Genomic DNA, 17,114 nt, shown 5'->3' on the forward strand with positions numbered 1-17,114 from the left:
TGAAGTTATACCTAATGAGGGGTATAATAAACCTATCTATATTGACAGGAAAAAGGGGAGAAAAATATGCCAATATCACCAATCGATATACATAATAAGGAATTCAACCGCGCGTTTCGTGGATATAATGAAGATGAGGTTAATGAGTTTTTAGAACAAGTCATGGAAGATTTGAAAGTCATTTTAGACGAAAAAAAGGAATTGGAAAACCGTCTGGTATCGATGAATGAGCAAATTGGTCATTATAACTCTTTAGAAGATACACTTCAAAAGTCGATTATTGTGGCACAAGAAGCGGCTGAAGAAGTGCGTCGTAATTCACAAAAAGAAGCGAAGTTAATTGTGAAAGAAGCAGAGAAAAATGCCGATCGCATTGTGAACGAAGCACTTTCAAAAGCGCGTCGCATTGCGATGGAAATTGAAGAACTGAAAAAACAATCAAAAGTATTCCGCAATCGCTTTAAAATGATTGTAGAAGCACAATTGGACTTAATCGAGAATGATGATTGGGATCATTTGATGGAATATGAAGCAGATACATCAGAGCTAGAACATTTAAATTTACCACAAGAATAGTTGAGTACTACTTGACGAATGCGAAACGTTTTTTTATAATCGCATTATATGTATAAAAGTATTGATAGAGACAGTATTTTATGAGAGCAGTAAAGCGATTCGAGGATAGTGTAAGCTCGGACAACGTAATCATAAGAGAAAATCACTCTTGAACTAGATTGCTGAACAGATTTAGTAAGCAATCTCGGGCGCACACCGTTACTGTGTTCTAAGAGGCAAATTAAGTAGAATTAGTTTGCAACTAGGGTGGTACCGCGAGAATACTCCTCCTCGTCCCTTTGGGATGGGGAGTTTTTTTATTTCCTGGGAAATTTCCTAGGGAAAATATGAGATGAATTAGAGGAGGAACTTCAATATGGATTATAAAAATACACTATTGATGCCAAAAACTGATTTCCCGATGCGTGGAAATTTACCAAACAACGAACCAAAAATCCAAGATAAATGGAACGAGATGGATATTAATAAACTTGTTCTTGAACGTACAAAAGATCGTACACCATTTATCTTACATGATGGACCTCCGTATGCGAACGGCGATTTACACATGGGTCATGCTTTAAACAAAGTATTAAAAGATATGATTAACCGTCACCGCTCAATGACAGGTTATTTTGTACCGTACGTTCCTGGTTGGGATACGCATGGTTTACCAATTGAACAAGCATTAACTAAAAAAGGACATGACCGCAAAAAAATGTCGGTAGCAGAATTCCGTGAGTTATGTATGCAATATGCATATGAACAAGTAAATAACCAACGTGAACAATTCCGTCGTATTGGTGTTCGTGGTGATTGGGAAAACCCATATATCACATTAAACCCTGAGTTTGAAGCTCGTCAAATTGGTGTATTTGGTCGTATGGCTGAAAAGGGTTATATCTATAAAGGTTTAAAACCTGTTTACTGGTCACCTTCAAGTGAGTCAGCATTAGCAGAAGCTGAAATCGAATATGCTAATGTAACATCACCATCAATTTATGTAGCATTCGCTGTAGAAGATGGAAAAGGCGTTGTGAACCAAGATGAAAAGTTCATCATCTGGACAACAACACCATGGACAATCCCAGCGAACTTAGGTATTTCAGTAAATCCTGAATTCACATATGTTGTAGTGAAAGCAAACGATCAAAAATATATCGTAGCAAAAGATTTATTAGAGGACGTTGCACAAAAACTAGGTTTTGAAAATGTGGAGATTGATCGTGAAATCTCAGGTGCAGATTTAGAAAACGTAACAGCGAAACATCCTTTATTTGACCGCACATCATTAGTGATGTTAGGTGACCACGTAACAGCAGAAGCTGGTACAGGGTGTGTTCATACAGCAACAGGCCATGGTGAAGATGACTATCAAGTTGGTAAACGTTATGGTCTTGAAACATTATCAATCGTTGATAACAAAGGTATGATGACAGAAGATGCAGGTGAATTTGCTGGTTTATTCTATGAAAAAGCAAATGGACCAATCTGTGATAAGTTAGAAGAAGTAGGTGCTTTATTAAGCAAAACATTCTTCGAGCACTCGTACCCACATGACTGGCGTACAAAAAAACCAGTTATTTTCCGTGCAACACCACAATGGTTTGCATCAATTGAAAGTTTCCGCGGCGAATTATTACAAGCGATTCGTGAGACAAACTTCACACCTGTATGGGGCGAAACACGTCTGTATAATATGATTCGTGATCGTGGTGACTGGTGTATTTCTCGTCAACGTACATGGGGTGTTCCAATTCCTGTATTCTATGCTGAGAACGGTGAAGAAATTATTACAAAAGAAACAATTGAACACGTACAAAACTTATTCCGTGAACACGGTTCAAATATTTGGTTCCAAAAAACAGCAAAAGAGTTATTACCAGAAGGCTTCACACATCCTGGTTCACCAAATGGTGAGTTTACAAAAGAAAATGACATCATGGATGTATGGTTTGATTCAGGTTCAACACATCAAGGTGTATTAGATGAGCGTCCAGAATTACGCTACCCAGCTGATTTATACTTAGAGGGTTCTGACCAATATCGTGGTTGGTTCAACTCGTCATTAATCACATCGGTTGCAATTAATGGTCACGCACCTTATAAAGGTTTACTATCACATGGTTTCGTACTAGATGGTGATGGTCGTAAGATGTCTAAATCACTTGGTAACATCATCGCGCCATCTAAAGTAATGAATCAATACGGTGCAGATATCCTACGTCTATGGGTTGCTTCTGTTGACTATACAGCAGACGTTCGTATCTCAATGGATATGTTAAAGCAAGTTTCGGAAGTATATCGTAAAGTACGTAATACGCTTAAATTCTTACATGGTAACTTACACGACTTCAATCGTGAAACAGACTATGTAGCATATGAAGATTTACGTGAAGTAGATCAATACATGTATATGAAGTTACAACAGTTCATCAAAACAGTTCGTGAAGCATATGATGCATATGAATTTGCAACAGTGTATAAAGCGATGAACAACTTCATCTCATCTGATTTAAGTTCATTCTACTTAGATCTTGCGAAAGATGTTGTCTATATTGAAGGTTATGATCAACCAGCTCGTCGTGCGATGCAATCTGTTATTGCGGATACATTAGATGCATTACTAAAACTATTATCACCAATCATTCCACATACAGCGGATGAAATGTGGTCGTATTTAGAAGAAACAGATGTACCTTCTGTTCAATTAACAGACATGCCAGATGCGGTTGAAAAAGCCAATTTCGAAGCATTAGATGAAAAATGGTCACGTATTATGGAAATTCGTAGTGTTGTGTTGAAAGCACTTGAACAAGCGCGTAACCATAAAGTTATCGGTAAATCACTTGAAGCGAAAGTAACAGTTTACTGTGATGAGCAAACAACAGCATTGCTACAAGACCCTACAGTTAACTATGCGCAATTAAGCATCGTTTCTCAATTTGTAGTAGGTGGCTTAACAAGCGAAGCACCTGATAGCGCTATAGAGCAAGATGGTATTGCGGTAACAGTAGAAAAAGCTGAAGGTGAAAAATGTGAGCGTTGCTGGACAATTTCAGAAACAGTTGGCTCAAATGAACAACACCCAACACTTTGCGCACATTGTGCAGAAGTAGTAGAAGCTTATTACGTAGAGGCTGAATAATAAGAATTTAAACATCTTCCTATAATCGTTCATTCGGTTTGGGAAGATGTTTTTCTTTGTGTGCAATTCGTGAAAGAAGTAGAACATGAATAAAAAAATCTTTCGGTTATTTCTCAAAAAGTGAATGGGTATGGTAAAATGAGTAACATATTGTATAGACGGAGGAAACAAGGTGTTTAAATATTATCTTATTGCATTATTTGTTATTGTGTTAGACCAAGTAACGAAGTGGTTTGTAGTAGACAATATGGAACTTGGACAAGAAGTGTCGGTATTTGACCCATATTTATCTATTTATTCGCATCGAAATCGCGGCGCTGCGTGGGGAATTCTACAAGATCAATTCTGGTTATTCGCCATCATTACAGTAGTCGTGGTCGTAGGGATTATCTATTTTTACCATAAAGAAGCAAAAAGAAAACCGTTATTACAGGCGAGTTTAATGATGCTTTTAGGTGGTGCAATTGGTAACTTTATCGACCGAGTATTTCGTGGAGAAGTTGTCGATTTTGTCAGTGTATTAATACCAGGAATCAATTATCAATTCCCGATTTTTAATATTGCAGATGCAGCGTTAACGCTCGGCGTTATTATGTTAATTATATATATTCTTTTCGAAGATCGAAAAGTAAAGAAAAAGGTGAAGTAATGTCAGAAACATTTTTAATTACAGCAGAACAAAAAGGTCAACGTCTTGATAAAGTCTTAGGAGCTTTACAAGAAGAATGGTCGCGTGGTCAGATTCAAACATTTATTGATGAAGGTCATTTATTAGTAAATGGAGAAAAAGTAAAAAAAACATATAAACTAAAAGAGAACGATGAAATTGTCGTGAATCCACCAGAACCAGAGCCGCTTGAAATTTTAGCAGAAGATTTAAACTTAGAAATCGTTTATGAAGATGCAGATGTATTAGTTGTGAATAAGCCAAAAGGTATGGTTGTTCATCCAGCGCCTGGTCATACAACCGGTACATTAGTGAATGGTTTAATGCATCAAGTAACAGATTTATCAGGTATTAATGGTGTGATGCGTCCAGGAATTGTTCACCGTATTGATAAAGATACATCAGGTTTATTAATGGTTGCTAAAAATGATTTAGCACATGAGTCGCTTGTACAACAACTAGTTGATAAGTCGGTTACTCGCCGATACATTGCATTAGTTCATGGGCATATTCCACATGATAAAGGTACAATTGATGCACCAATCGGACGTGACAAAAAAGATCGTCAAAAAATGGGCGTTGTAGATGAAGGTAAGAACGCTGTAACACATTTCCAAGTGATTGGTCGCTTTGGTGTAGACTATACATTAGTACAATGTCGTCTTGAAACAGGTCGTACACACCAAATTCGTGTGCATATGAACTACATCGGCTATCCATTAGTAGGCGATCCGAAATATGGACCGAAAAAGACAATGGATATTGGTGGTCAGGCATTACACGCAGGTGTGCTTGGTTTTGTTCATCCACGTACGAATGAATATTTAGAGTTTGAAGCACCAATGCCACAAGAGTTTGACGCATTATTGAACGAACTAAAATCTTCATACGATAAAAAATAAAAAAGCAATTGACACTTTAAGTCATAGAGCATATACTGATAACAGTGAAAAGCTAATATTCACCTTTAAAGACAGTCCAGAGAGGCTGAAAAGGATGCGAAGAATGTGGGATTACTGTATGCGTACAGTGTATTTGACATATCTATAAGTATACCTATAACCTCTCGGGCATAACGCTCGGGAGTTTTTTTATGCCACGAAATAGGGAGGTAATAACCGTGACAAAAAAAGCGGAAATTCTTGATCAAGCAAGTATGAATCGTGCTTTAACACGAATTGCACATGAAATCATCGAACGCAATGAAGGTATTGATGAAGTGATTTTAGTTGGAATCAAAACACGCGGTGCATACTTAGCGAAACGTTTAGCACAAAAAATCAATACGATTGAGAAAAAAGAAATTCGTTCAGGAGAATTAGACATCTCACTTTATCGTGATGATTTATCAACAAAGACGAATAACGGAGAAGCACTCGTACAACAAGTAGATATTACAGATGATGTAACGAATCAAAAAGTTGTACTCGTAGATGATGTATTGTACACAGGACGTACGGTACGCGCAGCAATGGACGCTGTAATGGATGTCGGTAGGCCTTCACAAATTCAACTAGCCGTTCTAGTTGACAGAGGACATCGTGAACTACCAATTCGTGCAGACTTCGTAGGGAAAAACATTCCAACAGCAAGTCATGAACGTATTGTTGTAAGCATGGTAGAAGTAGACGACACAGACCAAGTAGCCATTTACGAATAAGCAAGATAGAATGTGAGGACATTATAGATATGACAAATGCAGTATTAGATATTAACGACAAGCCGAAAACGAGCCAACTTTTGACACTTAGTTTACAACATATGTTTGCGATGTTTGGTTCGACAATTCTTGTTCCAACATTAACAGGTTTATCACCAGCAATCGCCCTTTTAACAAGTGGCGTTGCAACACTATTCTTCTTATTAATTACACGCTTTCAAGTTCCAGCGTACTTAGGATCATCATTTGCATTTATCGCACCAATGATTGTTGCAACACAGTCATTTGGCGGACCAGGTGGAGCCATGCTAGGCGCCATGCTAGTCGGTGTGACATACGGTATAGTCGCACTAGTGATTTGGAAAACAGGTTATAAATGGTTAATGCGTTTATTACCGCCAATCGTTGTAGCACCTGTTATTATGGTTATCGGTTTAGGTTTAGCAGCAACCGCTGTAGATATGTCAATGAATGAAACATTACAAAACGGTACAAAAGTGTATCATGCATCGTATTTCATCATTGCGCTGATTACATTAGCAGCAGCCATCTTAGTGAACAACTTCATTAAAGGTGTAGTAAGTACAATGCCAATCTTACTTGGCTTAATTGCAGGTTATGTAGCAGCATTAATTTCAGACAAAATTGCAGGTACAAACTTTATCGACTTTTCAAAAGTAGTTGATGCGCCATGGGTTGCAGCACCAAACTTCTTAATTCCTGGTGTAGACTATGCGATTCACTTCACACCAACGATCATTCTTGCGATGGTGCCGATTGTTATCGTAACGATTTCAGAACATATTGGTCACCAATTAGTATTGGGTAAAATTGTAAAACGCAACTATATTAAAAATCCTGGGCTAAATCGTTCATTACTAGGTGATGGGCTAGGTACACTCCTTTCAGCATTAGTCGGAGGACCTCCTAAAACAACATATGGCGAAAACATTGGTGTATTAGTATTAACACGTGTATTCAGCGTATGGGTCATCGGCGGTGCGGCAGTATTCGCCATGTTACTATCATTCTCAGGGAAGTTAATGGCACTTGTAAGTACAATCCCAACACCAGTACTTGGTGGTGTATCGATCCTATTATTCGGTATTATCGCTTCATCTGGTCTACGCATGTTAGTCGAAAACAAAATCGACTTTGATCATAAACGTAACTTAGTAATCGCTTCTGTAATCTTAATTTTAGGAATCGGTGGCGGTAAGATTTTATGGCAAAATGCATTTGGTATTGAAGGTTACAACTTTGCAATCGAAGGTATGGCTTTAGCAGCAATCGTCGGTGTGATTTTAAATGTCATCTTACCAGGTAAAGCACAGCCAGATATTGAGTTACAAGCAGAAGAAGAACGTGAAAAACAACTTGAAAAATAAATAATAAATAACCTTTTAAAGATTGCCCAGAGAGGCAAAGAAGGGTGCTGTGATTTGTACGGAAGTAGTCTATACACTACCTCTCTACCTTGTCATACCCATCTTAAGCCTCCCTAACCAAATTTAGGGAGGCTTTTCTTATGAAAAATGAGGAGGATCTGCAGAAATGAAAAATTTACTGTCAATGGATGAAGTATCAACAGAAGAAATTATGACGATTTTAAACAGAGCGGCTGAATTCGAGGCGGGCGCACAACCACAACTAGAGAAAGAATACTTTGTTGCAAACCTCTTTTTTGAGCCAAGTACACGTACGAAAACATCATTTGAAGTGGCAGAGCGTCGTGTAGGAGCGACAGTCATTCCATTTGATACAGGCTTTTCAAGTGTATTAAAGGGAGAAACTTTATACGACACAGTAAAAACAATTCAGCAGAGCGGAATTGACGCAGTTGTTATTCGACATAAACAAGATGCGTATTATGAAGAGTTACTAGAAGGGTTAGACGTAGCGATTGTCAATGCAGGAGACGGAGCAGGACAACATCCATCACAATCACTACTTGATTTATATACGATTTATAAAGAGTTCGGACGATTTGAAGGCGTACAAGTAACGATTGCAGGTGATATTTCACATAGTCGTGTAGCGAAGTCAGATGCGATTGCACTTGAAAAGTTGGGCGCAGATGTGCACTTTGTATGCCCACCAGAATGGCAAGGTGAGTTTAACGCACAACATGAGTGGGATCAACAAATCGAAACGAGCGACGTGATTATGTTACTGCGCGTACAACATGAACGTGATGCAGCATATGAAGGGTTCACAACAGAGAGTTATCATGCACAATACGGTTTAACGGTTGAACGTGAAAAGCAAATGAAGGACGGTGCAATCATCATGCACCCTGCACCAATTAATCGCGGTGTAGAAATCGATTCATCATTAGTAGAGTGTGAGCGCTCAAGAATCTTCGCACAAATGAAAAATGGTTTATACATTCGTATGGCGATCATGGAGCAAATTTTAAAGGGGAGAGATTAACATGACAAAACTATTAAAAAATGTACAAATGTTAAACGAGCAAGGCGAATTACAGCAAGTGGATATCTTAATGGAAGATGGAAAAGTAGCAGACATCCAATCGACGATTACGGTAGAAGGTGCAGAAGTAATTGATGGTAAAGGACTTGTCGTATCTCCAGGTTTTGTCGATGTACATACACATCTACGCGAACCAGGTTATGAGCATAAAGAAACAATCGCAACAGGTTCGGCATCGGCAGCAAAGGGTGGTTTCACAACAATTTGCGCGATGCCAAATACAAACCCAGTACCTGATTCAGTAGAGCATTTAGACATGATTAATCAATTAATCGAAGAACGCGCAGTGATTCGCGTGCTACCATACGGTTCATTAACAGTGGCACAGTCAGGTGATGAGCGTACCGATCTAGCAGCATTAAAAGCACATGGTGCAGTCGCATTTTCAGATGACGGCGTTGGCGTACAAGAAGCAGCAACAATGTATGAACAAATGAAAGATGCAGCTGCAATCGGTATGACAGTTGTCGCACATTGTGAAGATAACTCATTAATCTATGACGGTGTTATGCATGAAGGAACACGTAATAAAGAATTAGGTTTACCAGGTATTCCTTCAATCTGTGAATCTGTACAAATTGCACGCGACGTACTTCTTGCGGAAGCAGCAGGCGCTCACTATCACGTATGTCACGTATCAACAAAAGAATCCGTACGTGCTGTACGCGATGCAAAAGCAGCAGGCATTCATGTAACAGCAGAAGTTTGTCCACATCACTTACTATTAGAAGAGATGGATATTCCATCAGATGATGCAAACTGGAAGATGAACCCTCCTTTACGTGCAATTGAAGATAAGGATTCATTACATGCAGCATTACTTGACGGTACAATCGATTGTATCGCAACAGATCACGCGCCACATACAGTAGAAGAAAAATGCTGTGGTATGGTTGGTGCACCATTCGGTATCGTTGGTTTTGAAACAGCCTTCCCATTACTGTACACACACTTTGTAAAAACAGGTAAGTGGACACTACAACAATTAATTGAGTGGATGGCAACAAAACCAGCAGAAATCTTCAAATTGCCATACGGTAAAATTGAAGTTGGCGCTTCAGCAGATTTAGTCTTAATTGACTTAGAAAAAGAGCAACAAATTGATGCAGAAGGCTTTGTATCAATGGGTCGCAACACACCGTTCAATGGCTGGACAGCACAAGGTTGGCCAGTGATGACAATTTATAACGGACAAATCGTTTGGGAGGATGCACAATGAAAACGAGAAAATTAATTTTAGAAAATGGTGAAGTATTTGAAGGAACAGCATTTGGTAGCGAGAATGGATCAGATGGTGAAGTAGTATTCACAACAGGAATGACAGGTTACCAAGAAACAATGACAGACCCATCATTCTGCGGTCAAATTGTAACCATGACATACCCATTAATCGGGAACTACGGCATGAACCGTGATGACTTTGAAACAATTGCTCCAGCAATTAAAGGTTTCGTTGTACAAGAACTAGCAAAAACACCATCAAACTTCCGTTCAGAGCGTACAGTTGATGAATTCTGTAAACAAAAAAATATCCCTGGAATTGAAGGAATTGATACGCGTAAATTAACACGTATGATTCGTACAGAAGGTTCTGTAAAGGGTTATATTACAGCTGTTGGCGAAGAAGTAAATGTGGAAGAAGTAGTAACACGCCTACAAAATACAACATTCCCAACAAACCAAGTTGAGCAAGTATCGACAAAATCAGCTTATCCATCACCAGGTCGCGGTAAAAAAGTAGTCTTAATGGACTTCGGTATGAAACATGGTATCTTACGCGAATTAAATAAACGTGACTGTGATGTAGTCGTTGTACCTTACAATACAACAGCAGAAGAAATTCTATCATATAATCCAGACGGTATTATGTTATCGAATGGACCTGGGGATCCAAAAGATGTACCAGAAGCAGTTGAAACAATCAAAGCACTAATCGGACAATTGCCAATCTTCGGTATTTGCTTAGGTCACCAACTATTTGCTTTAGCAAGTGGCGCAGACTCATTCAAACTAAAATTCGGTCACCGCGGTGCAAACCATCCAGTTAAAGACTTAAAAACAGGTCGTACAGAATTAACGTCTCAAAACCATGGTTACGCAGTTGACCCAGATTCATTAGAAGGAACAGATTTAGAAATTACACATGTTGCACTAAATGACGGTACAGTTGAAGGAATACGCCATAAAGTACATCCTGTATTCACAGTGCAATATCACCCAGAAGCATCACCGGGACCAGAAGATTCAAATCACTTATTTGACGAATTTATCGAATTAATGAATACACACGCTGGGAAGGAGCAATCACAACATGCCTAAACGCCAAGACATTCAATCCATTTTAGTAATCGGTTCAGGTCCAATTGTTATTGGACAAGCCGCAGAATTTGACTACGCAGGTACACAAGCTTGTTTATCTCTTAAAGAAGAAGGTTACCGTGTTATTCTAATTAACTCAAATCCAGCAACAATTATGACAGATACAGAAATTGCTGATAAAGTTTACATCGAACCAATCAGCTTAGAGTTTGTATCACGTATTCTTCGTAAAGAACGTCCAGATGCAATCCTACCAACATTAGGTGGTCAAACAGGTCTGAATATGGCAATCGAGCTACATAATTCAGGAATTCTTGATGAACTAAATATCGAAATCTTAGGAACAAAATTAGATGCGATTCACCAAGCCGAAGACCGTGATTTATTCCGTAACTTAATGTATGAACTAGATGTACCAACACCAGAATCAGAAATCATTCACACAGTGGAAGAAGCACAAGCTTTCGTAGACCAAGTTGGTTACCCTGTAATCGTTCGTCCAGCATTTACACTTGGTGGAACAGGCGGCGGTATTTGTGAAAACGAACAAGAACTTCACGAAATCGTTGCTTCTGGTTTAAAATACTCACCTGTAACACAATGTCTACTTGAAAAGTCAATCGCAGGTTATAAAGAGATTGAGTATGAAGTAATGCGTGATTCAAAAGATAATGCAATCGTTGTATGTAACATGGAGAACGTTGACCCTGTAGGGATTCACACAGGTGACTCAATCGTAGTTGCACCGTCTCAAACATTATCAGACCGCGAATACCAAATGTTACGTAATGTATCATTAAAAATCATTCGTGCATTAGGTATTGAAGGTGGATGTAACGTACAGTTAGCACTTGATCCACATAGCTTCAACTACTACATTATCGAAGTAAACCCACGTGTATCACGTTCATCAGCACTTGCTTCAAAAGCAACAGGTTACCCAATTGCAAAATTAGCAGCGAAAATTGCGGTAGGTTTAACATTAGACGAGATGATTAACCCAGTAACAGGTAAAACATATGCTTGTTTCGAACCAGCACTTGACTACATTGTAGCGAAAATTCCACGCTGGCCATTTGATAAGTTCGAAGGTGCAAAACGTAATCTTGGAACACAGATGAAAGCAACAGGTGAAGTTATGGCAATTGGTCGTAACTTTGAAGAAGCGATGTTAAAAGCAGTTCGTTCACTTGAAACAGGACACAAGCATCTTGAAATGAAGCATGCAGAAGAATTAACAGACGAGTGGATTCAAAAACGTATTACAAAAGCAGGCGATGAGCGCTTATTCTTCCTAGGAGAAGCATTACGCCGCGGTGTTACAATCGAGCAAATTCATGAATGGTCACAAATTGATTTATTCTTCTTAAATAAATTTAAAAACATTGTAGATTATGAAGAAGTACTTCGTAACAATGTAAAAGACGTCGAAACATTACGTCATGCGAAGAAAATTGGTTTTGCAGACGAAACAATCGCAAAATTATGGGGCATGAAAGAAGAAGAAGTATATGACTTCCGTAAAGAACATGGTATCATTCCAGTTTATAAAATGGTTGATACATGTGCAGCTGAATTCGAATCAGAAACACCATACTTCTACGGAACATATGGCGACGAAAACGAATCAATCAAAACAGATCGTGAATCTGTAATCGTACTTGGTTCAGGTCCAATTCGTATCGGACAAGGTGTAGAATTTGACTATGCGACAGTACACTCTGTATGGGCGATTCAAGAAGCAGGATATGAGGCAATCATCATCAACTCAAACCCTGAAACTGTATCTACAGACTTCTCAATCTCAGATAAACTATACTTTGAACCATTAACAATTGAAGATGTTATGCACATCGTTGATTTAGAACAACCAAAAGGCGTTGTTGTTCAATTCGGTGGTCAAACAGCAATCAACTTAGCAGATAAACTAGAAGCACGCGGCGTTAAAATCTTAGGTACATCATTAGATGATATCGACCGTGCAGAATCACGTGACCGTTTTGAAGCAGCATTACACGAAATTGGTATTCCACAACCACTTGGTAAAACAGCTACAAACACACCAGACGCTGTAGCAATTGCTGAGGAAATCGGTTACCCTGTACTTGTTCGTCCTTCATATGTATTAGGTGGACGTGCGATGGAGATTGTTTATAATACGCCAGAACTTGAGCACTACATGGCGACAGCAGTAGAAGCTTCACCAGAACATCCAGTATTAATCGACCGTTACTTAACAGGTAAAGAGATTGAAGTCGATGCAATCTGTGACGGCGAAAATGTATGTATCCCTGGTATCATGGAACACATTGAGCGCGCAGGTGTTCACTCAGGTGACTCAATCGCTGTGTATCCAACACAAGATTTATCACAAAAACATATCGACACATTAGTAGACTACACAACACGTTTAGCAAAAGGTTTAAACATTAAAGGATTAATGAACATCCAATATGTTATCTCAGATGACGTTGTTTACGTAATCGAAGTCAACCCACGTGCTTCACGTACAGTGCCATTCTTAAGTAAGATCACAAACATTCCAATGGCAAATGTTGCGACAAAATCAATCTTAGGTCAATCAATTGTAGAACAGGGATATCCAGTAGGTTTAGCGCCTATTAAAGACGGCGTATTTGTAAAAGTTCCAGTATTCAGCTTTGCAAAACTTCGTCGTGTTGATACAACATTAGGACCTGAAATGAAATCAACGGGTGAAGTTATGGGTAAAGACTCAACACTTGAAAAAGCATTATACAAAGGTTTCGTTGCAGCAGGTATGAAGATTGAAGATCATGGTTCAGTATTAATGACTGTATCAGATAAAGACAAAGAAGAAGCAACAGAACTAGCAAAACGTTTTGTTAATATCGGTTATAGCATTTTAGCAACACCAGGTACTGCGGCAGCACTTGAAGAAGCAGGTGTACAAGTACAAGTAGTTGATAAAATCGGCTCAAACGGCCCAACATTATTAGATGTGATTCAAAAAGGTAACGCACAGCTTGTTATCAACACATTAACAAAAGGGAAGCAACCAGCACGTGACGGATTCCGAATTCGTCGTGAATCAGTAGAAAACGGTGTAGCTTGCTTAACTTCACTTGATACAGCAGAAGCAATCTTACGAGTAATTGAATCAATGACATTCACAGCAGAACAAATGTAAAAAAAGCGGAGGTGCACGAAACCATGATCCAACAAGAACGTATGAAAGTAGTTCGTCAAAAGCAGATAGCAGATGATATTTTTGAGCTGACTTTAATTGGTCAACTCACACTTGAAATGAAAGAGCCTGGACAATTTGTTCATATCCGTGTAGAAGACCACTACGAGCCTTCTTTAAGAAGACCTATCAGTATCGCGGAAATTGATCACGATGCAATGCAATTTAAAATGATTTACCGTGCAGGCGGAAAAGGAACGAAAATATTGTCTACGAAAAAAGCCGGAGATGAAGTGGATGTTCTTGGACCGTTAGGAAATGGTTTTCCAATCGAAGAAGCTGCACCTGGTGACACAGCTCTATTAGTAGGTGGGGGTATTGGTGTACCTCCTCTCTATGAGCTATCAAAGAGATTAAATGAACGTGGCGTTAAAACCATCCATGTACTTGGTTTCCAATCAGCAGCGAATGTATTCTATGAACAACAGTTCCAAGCGCTAGGCGATACATATATCGTGACAGCTGACGGTACACAAGGCACAAAAGGTTTTGTAACGGATTTATTAGCAGAGGTAAAACCAGAGTTCGATGTATTTTATAGCTGTGGACCATTACCAATGTTAAGTGCTTTAGAAAAATTCTATCCAGAGAAAAAAGGTTTCCTATCATTTGAAGAACGTATGGGCTGTGGTATCGGTGCTTGCTACGCTTGTATTTGCGACACAACAGACGGTGATTACAAAAAAGTATGTTCAGATGGACCTGTATTCCCGAAAGGAGTTGTCGCACTGTGAGCAATCGTTTAAATATCGAATTACCAGGGTTGTCGCTTAAAAACCCAATTATGCCAGCTTCAGGTTGCTTCGGCTTCGGTCAAGAGTATGCGCAGTTATACGATCTATCAAAGCTAGGTGCCATTATGATTAAGGCAACAACACTTGAAACACGTCGTGGGAATCCAACACCACGTGTAGCTGAAACTTCAGCAGGTATGTTGAATGCCATCGGTCTACAAAATCCAGGTTTAGAACATGTGTTAGAACATGAACTACCATGGTTAGAAAAATATGATGTGCCAATTATTGCAAATGTAGCTGGTACAGAAACAGAAGATTATGTAGAGGTGGCAAAGCGCATCTCACAAGCGCCGAATGTACATGCGCTTGAATTGAACATCTCTTGTCCAAACGTTAAATGTGGCGGGATTCAATTTGGTACAGATCCTCAAACAGCAAAAGAATTAACAGCAGCAGTCAAAGCAGTGTCAAGTGTACCGGTCTATGTGAAATTATCACCAAATGTAACGAGTGTTGTAGATATTGCGAAAGCAGTAGAAGCAGGCGGTGCAGACGGTATCACGATGATTAATACATTAGTAGGTATGCGTCTACATGAAAAAACAGGAAAACCTGTTATTGCAAATGGAACAGGTGGTTTATCAGGCCCAGCAGTCAAACCAGTAGCGATTCGTATGGTATATGAAGTAAGCCAAGCAGTAAATATTCCGATTATCGGTATGGGCGGCGTTGCTGATGCACAAGATGTCATTGACTTCTTATCAGCAGGTGCAAGCGCAGTCGCAGTAGGGACAGCAAACTTTGTTGATCATTTTGTTTGTCCAAACATCATTGAGCAATTACCAGCTAAGCTAGACGAGCTAGGTTATGCACACATTTCAGAAGTAATCGGAAGGAGTCACCGTTAATGAATACAAATCCAATTATCGCACTTGATTTATCAAGTAAAGTGGAAGTAATCGAATTTCTAGAAGAATTTAATGAAAAACTTTTTGTCAAAGTAGGCATGGAGTTATATTATCAAGAAGGCCCTGCTATCATCGAAACAATTAAAGAGATGGGACATGACATCTTCCTTGATTTAAAACTACATGATATTCCAAACACAGTGAAGTCCGCAATGAAAGGTTTAGCAAAGCTAGGTGTAGATCTTGTAAACGTTCATGCAGCAGGTGGTTCACACATGATGCAAGCAGCAATGGAAGGTCTGATTGAAGGCACGCCAGCTGGTCAAGAACGTCCAGCACTTATTGCGGTAACACAGTTAACTTCTACAACAGAAGAACAAATGCAAAAAGAACAAAATATTTTAACAAGCTTAGATGCGTCGGTGATTAACTATGCCGTATTAGCAAAAGAAGCAGGATTAGATGGCGTTGTATGTTCTGTATTAGAAGCAAAAGGAATTGAAGAAGCTTGTGGCAAAACATTCTTTAAAGTAACACCAGGAATTCGTTTAGCGGGCGGCGAATCACACGATCAAAAACGTGTAGCAACACCAGACTTCGCAAAATCAGAAGGTTCTACACAAATCGTTGTAGGTCGTGCAATTACAAAGGCTGAAAATCCAGTCGAAGCATATCATACAGTACAGCAACTATGGGGAGGCAATGCATAATGGCAATTCAACACGAAGTAGCAAAAGGCATGTTAGAGGCAGGAGCAGTAGAATTACGTCCACATGATTTATTCACATGGGCATCAGGTATTAAATCACCAATCTACTGTGATACACGTCTAACAATTTCATATCCAACAGTGCGTAAAACAATCGCGCAAGGATTAGCAGCATTAATTCAAGAAAAATTCCCAACATGTGAAGTAGTGGCAGGTACAGCAACAGCAGGTATTCCACACGCTGCATGGGTGGCGGATATTTTGGAACAACCAATGGTATATGTTCGTTCAAAACCAAAAGGTCATGGTCGCGGAAAGCAAACAGAAGGTAAGTTCCAAGAAGGTGCAAAAGTTGTTGTAATCGAAGACATCGTATCAACAGGCGGTTCTTCAATTAATGCAGTTGAAGCATTAAATCGTGAAGGTGCAGAAGTACTAGGTGTTGTATCAGTGTACTCTTATTTATTACCAGCAGCGATTGAGAACTTCGAAAAAGCAGGCGTACCATACTATAGCTTATCTGATTTTGAAGCACTTGTAGAAGCAGCAGAAGAAACAGGTGCAATTCAAAAAGAAGATATCCCGGGCTTACTTACTTGGTATAAAGATTTAAAAGCAGGTAACTTAAAATAATCGAATAGTAGAGGGGGAGTGCTTATAAAGTACTTCACCCTTTTTTCGTAAAAGAACGT

14 protein-coding genes and 1 other annotated feature are annotated in these 17,114 nt (G+C 39.1%); all 14 genes read left to right on the forward strand.

The window, feature by feature from the left end; translation table 11 throughout:
- Positions 1 to 66 precede the first annotated feature (66 nt).
- The 14 genes from KGI01_RS01615 to pyrE all read left to right on the forward strand — a co-directional run bounded on the left by KGI01_RS01615 (position 67) and on the right by pyrE (position 17,055).
- Positions 67 to 576, forward strand: coding sequence for a DivIVA domain-containing protein (locus tag KGI01_RS01615; RefSeq protein ID WP_068455061.1), 510 nt, complete (start codon positions 67 to 69; stop codon positions 574 to 576).
- Between the two features lie 52 nt (positions 577 to 628).
- Positions 629 to 857, forward strand: a binding site (T-box leader).
- A 74-nt stretch (positions 858 to 931) separates the two neighbouring features.
- A complete protein-coding gene (gene ileS, locus KGI01_RS01620; protein ID WP_141272720.1) occupies positions 932 to 3,703 on the forward strand; it encodes an isoleucine--tRNA ligase in 2,772 nt (923 codons plus the stop codon).
- Positions 3,704 to 3,875: 172 nt separating this feature from the next.
- Complete coding sequence (gene lspA / locus KGI01_RS01625) at positions 3,876 to 4,352, forward strand: signal peptidase II (protein ID WP_068455058.1); 477 nt, start codon at positions 3,876 to 3,878, stop codon at positions 4,350 to 4,352.
- Positions 4,352 to 5,272: an RluA family pseudouridine synthase gene (locus tag KGI01_RS01630; RefSeq protein WP_141272722.1), complete on the forward strand. Its 921-nt coding sequence runs from the start codon at positions 4,352 to 4,354 to the stop codon at positions 5,270 to 5,272. Before lspA ends, KGI01_RS01630 begins: the two co-directional genes overlap by 1 nt.
- 218 nt (positions 5,273 to 5,490) lie before the next feature.
- Positions 5,491 to 6,030, forward strand: a complete 540-nt coding sequence (pyrR, locus tag KGI01_RS01635; RefSeq protein WP_141272724.1) for a bifunctional pyr operon transcriptional regulator/uracil phosphoribosyltransferase PyrR — start codon at positions 5,491 to 5,493, stop codon at positions 6,028 to 6,030.
- A gap of 29 nt (positions 6,031 to 6,059) precedes the next feature.
- Positions 6,060 to 7,418 carry a uracil-xanthine permease family protein gene (locus KGI01_RS01640; RefSeq protein ID WP_141272726.1) on the forward strand — a complete coding sequence of 453 codons (1,359 nt, stop codon included), beginning with the start codon at positions 6,060 to 6,062 and terminating at the stop codon, positions 7,416 to 7,418.
- 166 nt (positions 7,419 to 7,584) lie between these two features.
- Positions 7,585 to 8,463 (forward strand): aspartate carbamoyltransferase catalytic subunit, encoded by an 879-nt coding sequence (locus KGI01_RS01645; protein ID WP_141272728.1) that lies wholly within the window; start codon positions 7,585 to 7,587, stop codon positions 8,461 to 8,463.
- A gap of 1 nt (position 8,464) precedes the next feature.
- Entirely contained in the window at positions 8,465 to 9,742 is a 1,278-nt protein-coding gene (locus tag KGI01_RS01650; protein ID WP_087682418.1) for a dihydroorotase, read from the forward strand.
- Entirely contained in the window at positions 9,739 to 10,842 is a 1,104-nt protein-coding gene (locus tag KGI01_RS01655) for a carbamoyl phosphate synthase small subunit (RefSeq protein ID WP_141272730.1), read from the forward strand. Before KGI01_RS01650 ends, KGI01_RS01655 begins: the two co-directional genes overlap by 4 nt.
- Entirely contained in the window at positions 10,835 to 14,011 is a 3,177-nt protein-coding gene (gene carB / locus KGI01_RS01660; RefSeq protein ID WP_141272732.1) for a carbamoyl-phosphate synthase large subunit, read from the forward strand. The genes KGI01_RS01655 and carB overlap by 8 nt, the downstream gene beginning before the upstream one ends.
- Before the next feature lie 23 nt (positions 14,012 to 14,034).
- Entirely contained in the window at positions 14,035 to 14,802 is a 768-nt protein-coding gene (locus KGI01_RS01665) for a dihydroorotate dehydrogenase electron transfer subunit (protein ID WP_068455040.1), read from the forward strand.
- Positions 14,799 to 15,713 (forward strand): dihydroorotate dehydrogenase, encoded by a 915-nt coding sequence (locus KGI01_RS01670; RefSeq protein WP_255314704.1) that lies wholly within the window; start codon positions 14,799 to 14,801, stop codon positions 15,711 to 15,713. The genes KGI01_RS01665 and KGI01_RS01670 overlap by 4 nt, the downstream gene beginning before the upstream one ends.
- Positions 15,713 to 16,423, forward strand: coding sequence for an orotidine-5'-phosphate decarboxylase (gene pyrF, locus KGI01_RS01675; RefSeq protein WP_141272736.1), 711 nt, complete (start codon positions 15,713 to 15,715; stop codon positions 16,421 to 16,423). Before KGI01_RS01670 ends, pyrF begins: the two co-directional genes overlap by 1 nt.
- On the forward strand, positions 16,423 to 17,055 hold the full coding sequence (gene pyrE, locus KGI01_RS01680) for an orotate phosphoribosyltransferase (protein WP_087682424.1): 633 nt from the start codon (positions 16,423 to 16,425) through the stop codon (positions 17,053 to 17,055). The genes pyrF and pyrE overlap by 1 nt, the downstream gene beginning before the upstream one ends.
- Positions 17,056 to 17,114 lie beyond the last annotated feature (59 nt).

It is taken from the genome of Kurthia gibsonii (genome assembly GCF_006539985.1).
GTDB lineage: Bacteria > Bacillota > Bacilli > Bacillales_A > Planococcaceae > Kurthia > Kurthia gibsonii.

Excerpts from the sequence above, each read along its gene's own strand:
- KGI01_RS01615 (WP_068455061.1), top strand. The coding sequence starts at position 67 with ATGCCAATATCACCAATCGATATACATAATAAGGAATTCAACCGCGCG.
- ileS (WP_141272720.1), top strand. The coding sequence starts at position 932 with ATGGATTATAAAAATACACTATTGATGCCAAAAACTGATTTCCCGATG.
- KGI01_RS01630 (WP_141272722.1), top strand. The coding sequence starts at position 4,352 with ATGTCAGAAACATTTTTAATTACAGCAGAACAAAAAGGTCAACGTCTT.
- KGI01_RS01640 (WP_141272726.1), top strand. The coding sequence starts at position 6,060 with ATGACAAATGCAGTATTAGATATTAACGACAAGCCGAAAACGAGCCAA.
- KGI01_RS01645 (WP_141272728.1), top strand. The coding sequence starts at position 7,585 with ATGAAAAATTTACTGTCAATGGATGAAGTATCAACAGAAGAAATTATG.
- KGI01_RS01650 (WP_087682418.1), top strand. The coding sequence starts at position 8,465 with ATGACAAAACTATTAAAAAATGTACAAATGTTAAACGAGCAAGGCGAA.
- KGI01_RS01655 (WP_141272730.1), top strand. The coding sequence starts at position 9,739 with ATGAAAACGAGAAAATTAATTTTAGAAAATGGTGAAGTATTTGAAGGA.
- carB (WP_141272732.1), top strand. The coding sequence starts at position 10,835 with ATGCCTAAACGCCAAGACATTCAATCCATTTTAGTAATCGGTTCAGGT.
- KGI01_RS01665 (WP_068455040.1), top strand. The coding sequence starts at position 14,035 with ATGATCCAACAAGAACGTATGAAAGTAGTTCGTCAAAAGCAGATAGCA.
- pyrF (WP_141272736.1), top strand. The coding sequence starts at position 15,713 with ATGAATACAAATCCAATTATCGCACTTGATTTATCAAGTAAAGTGGAA.
- pyrE (WP_087682424.1), top strand. The coding sequence starts at position 16,423 with ATGGCAATTCAACACGAAGTAGCAAAAGGCATGTTAGAGGCAGGAGCA.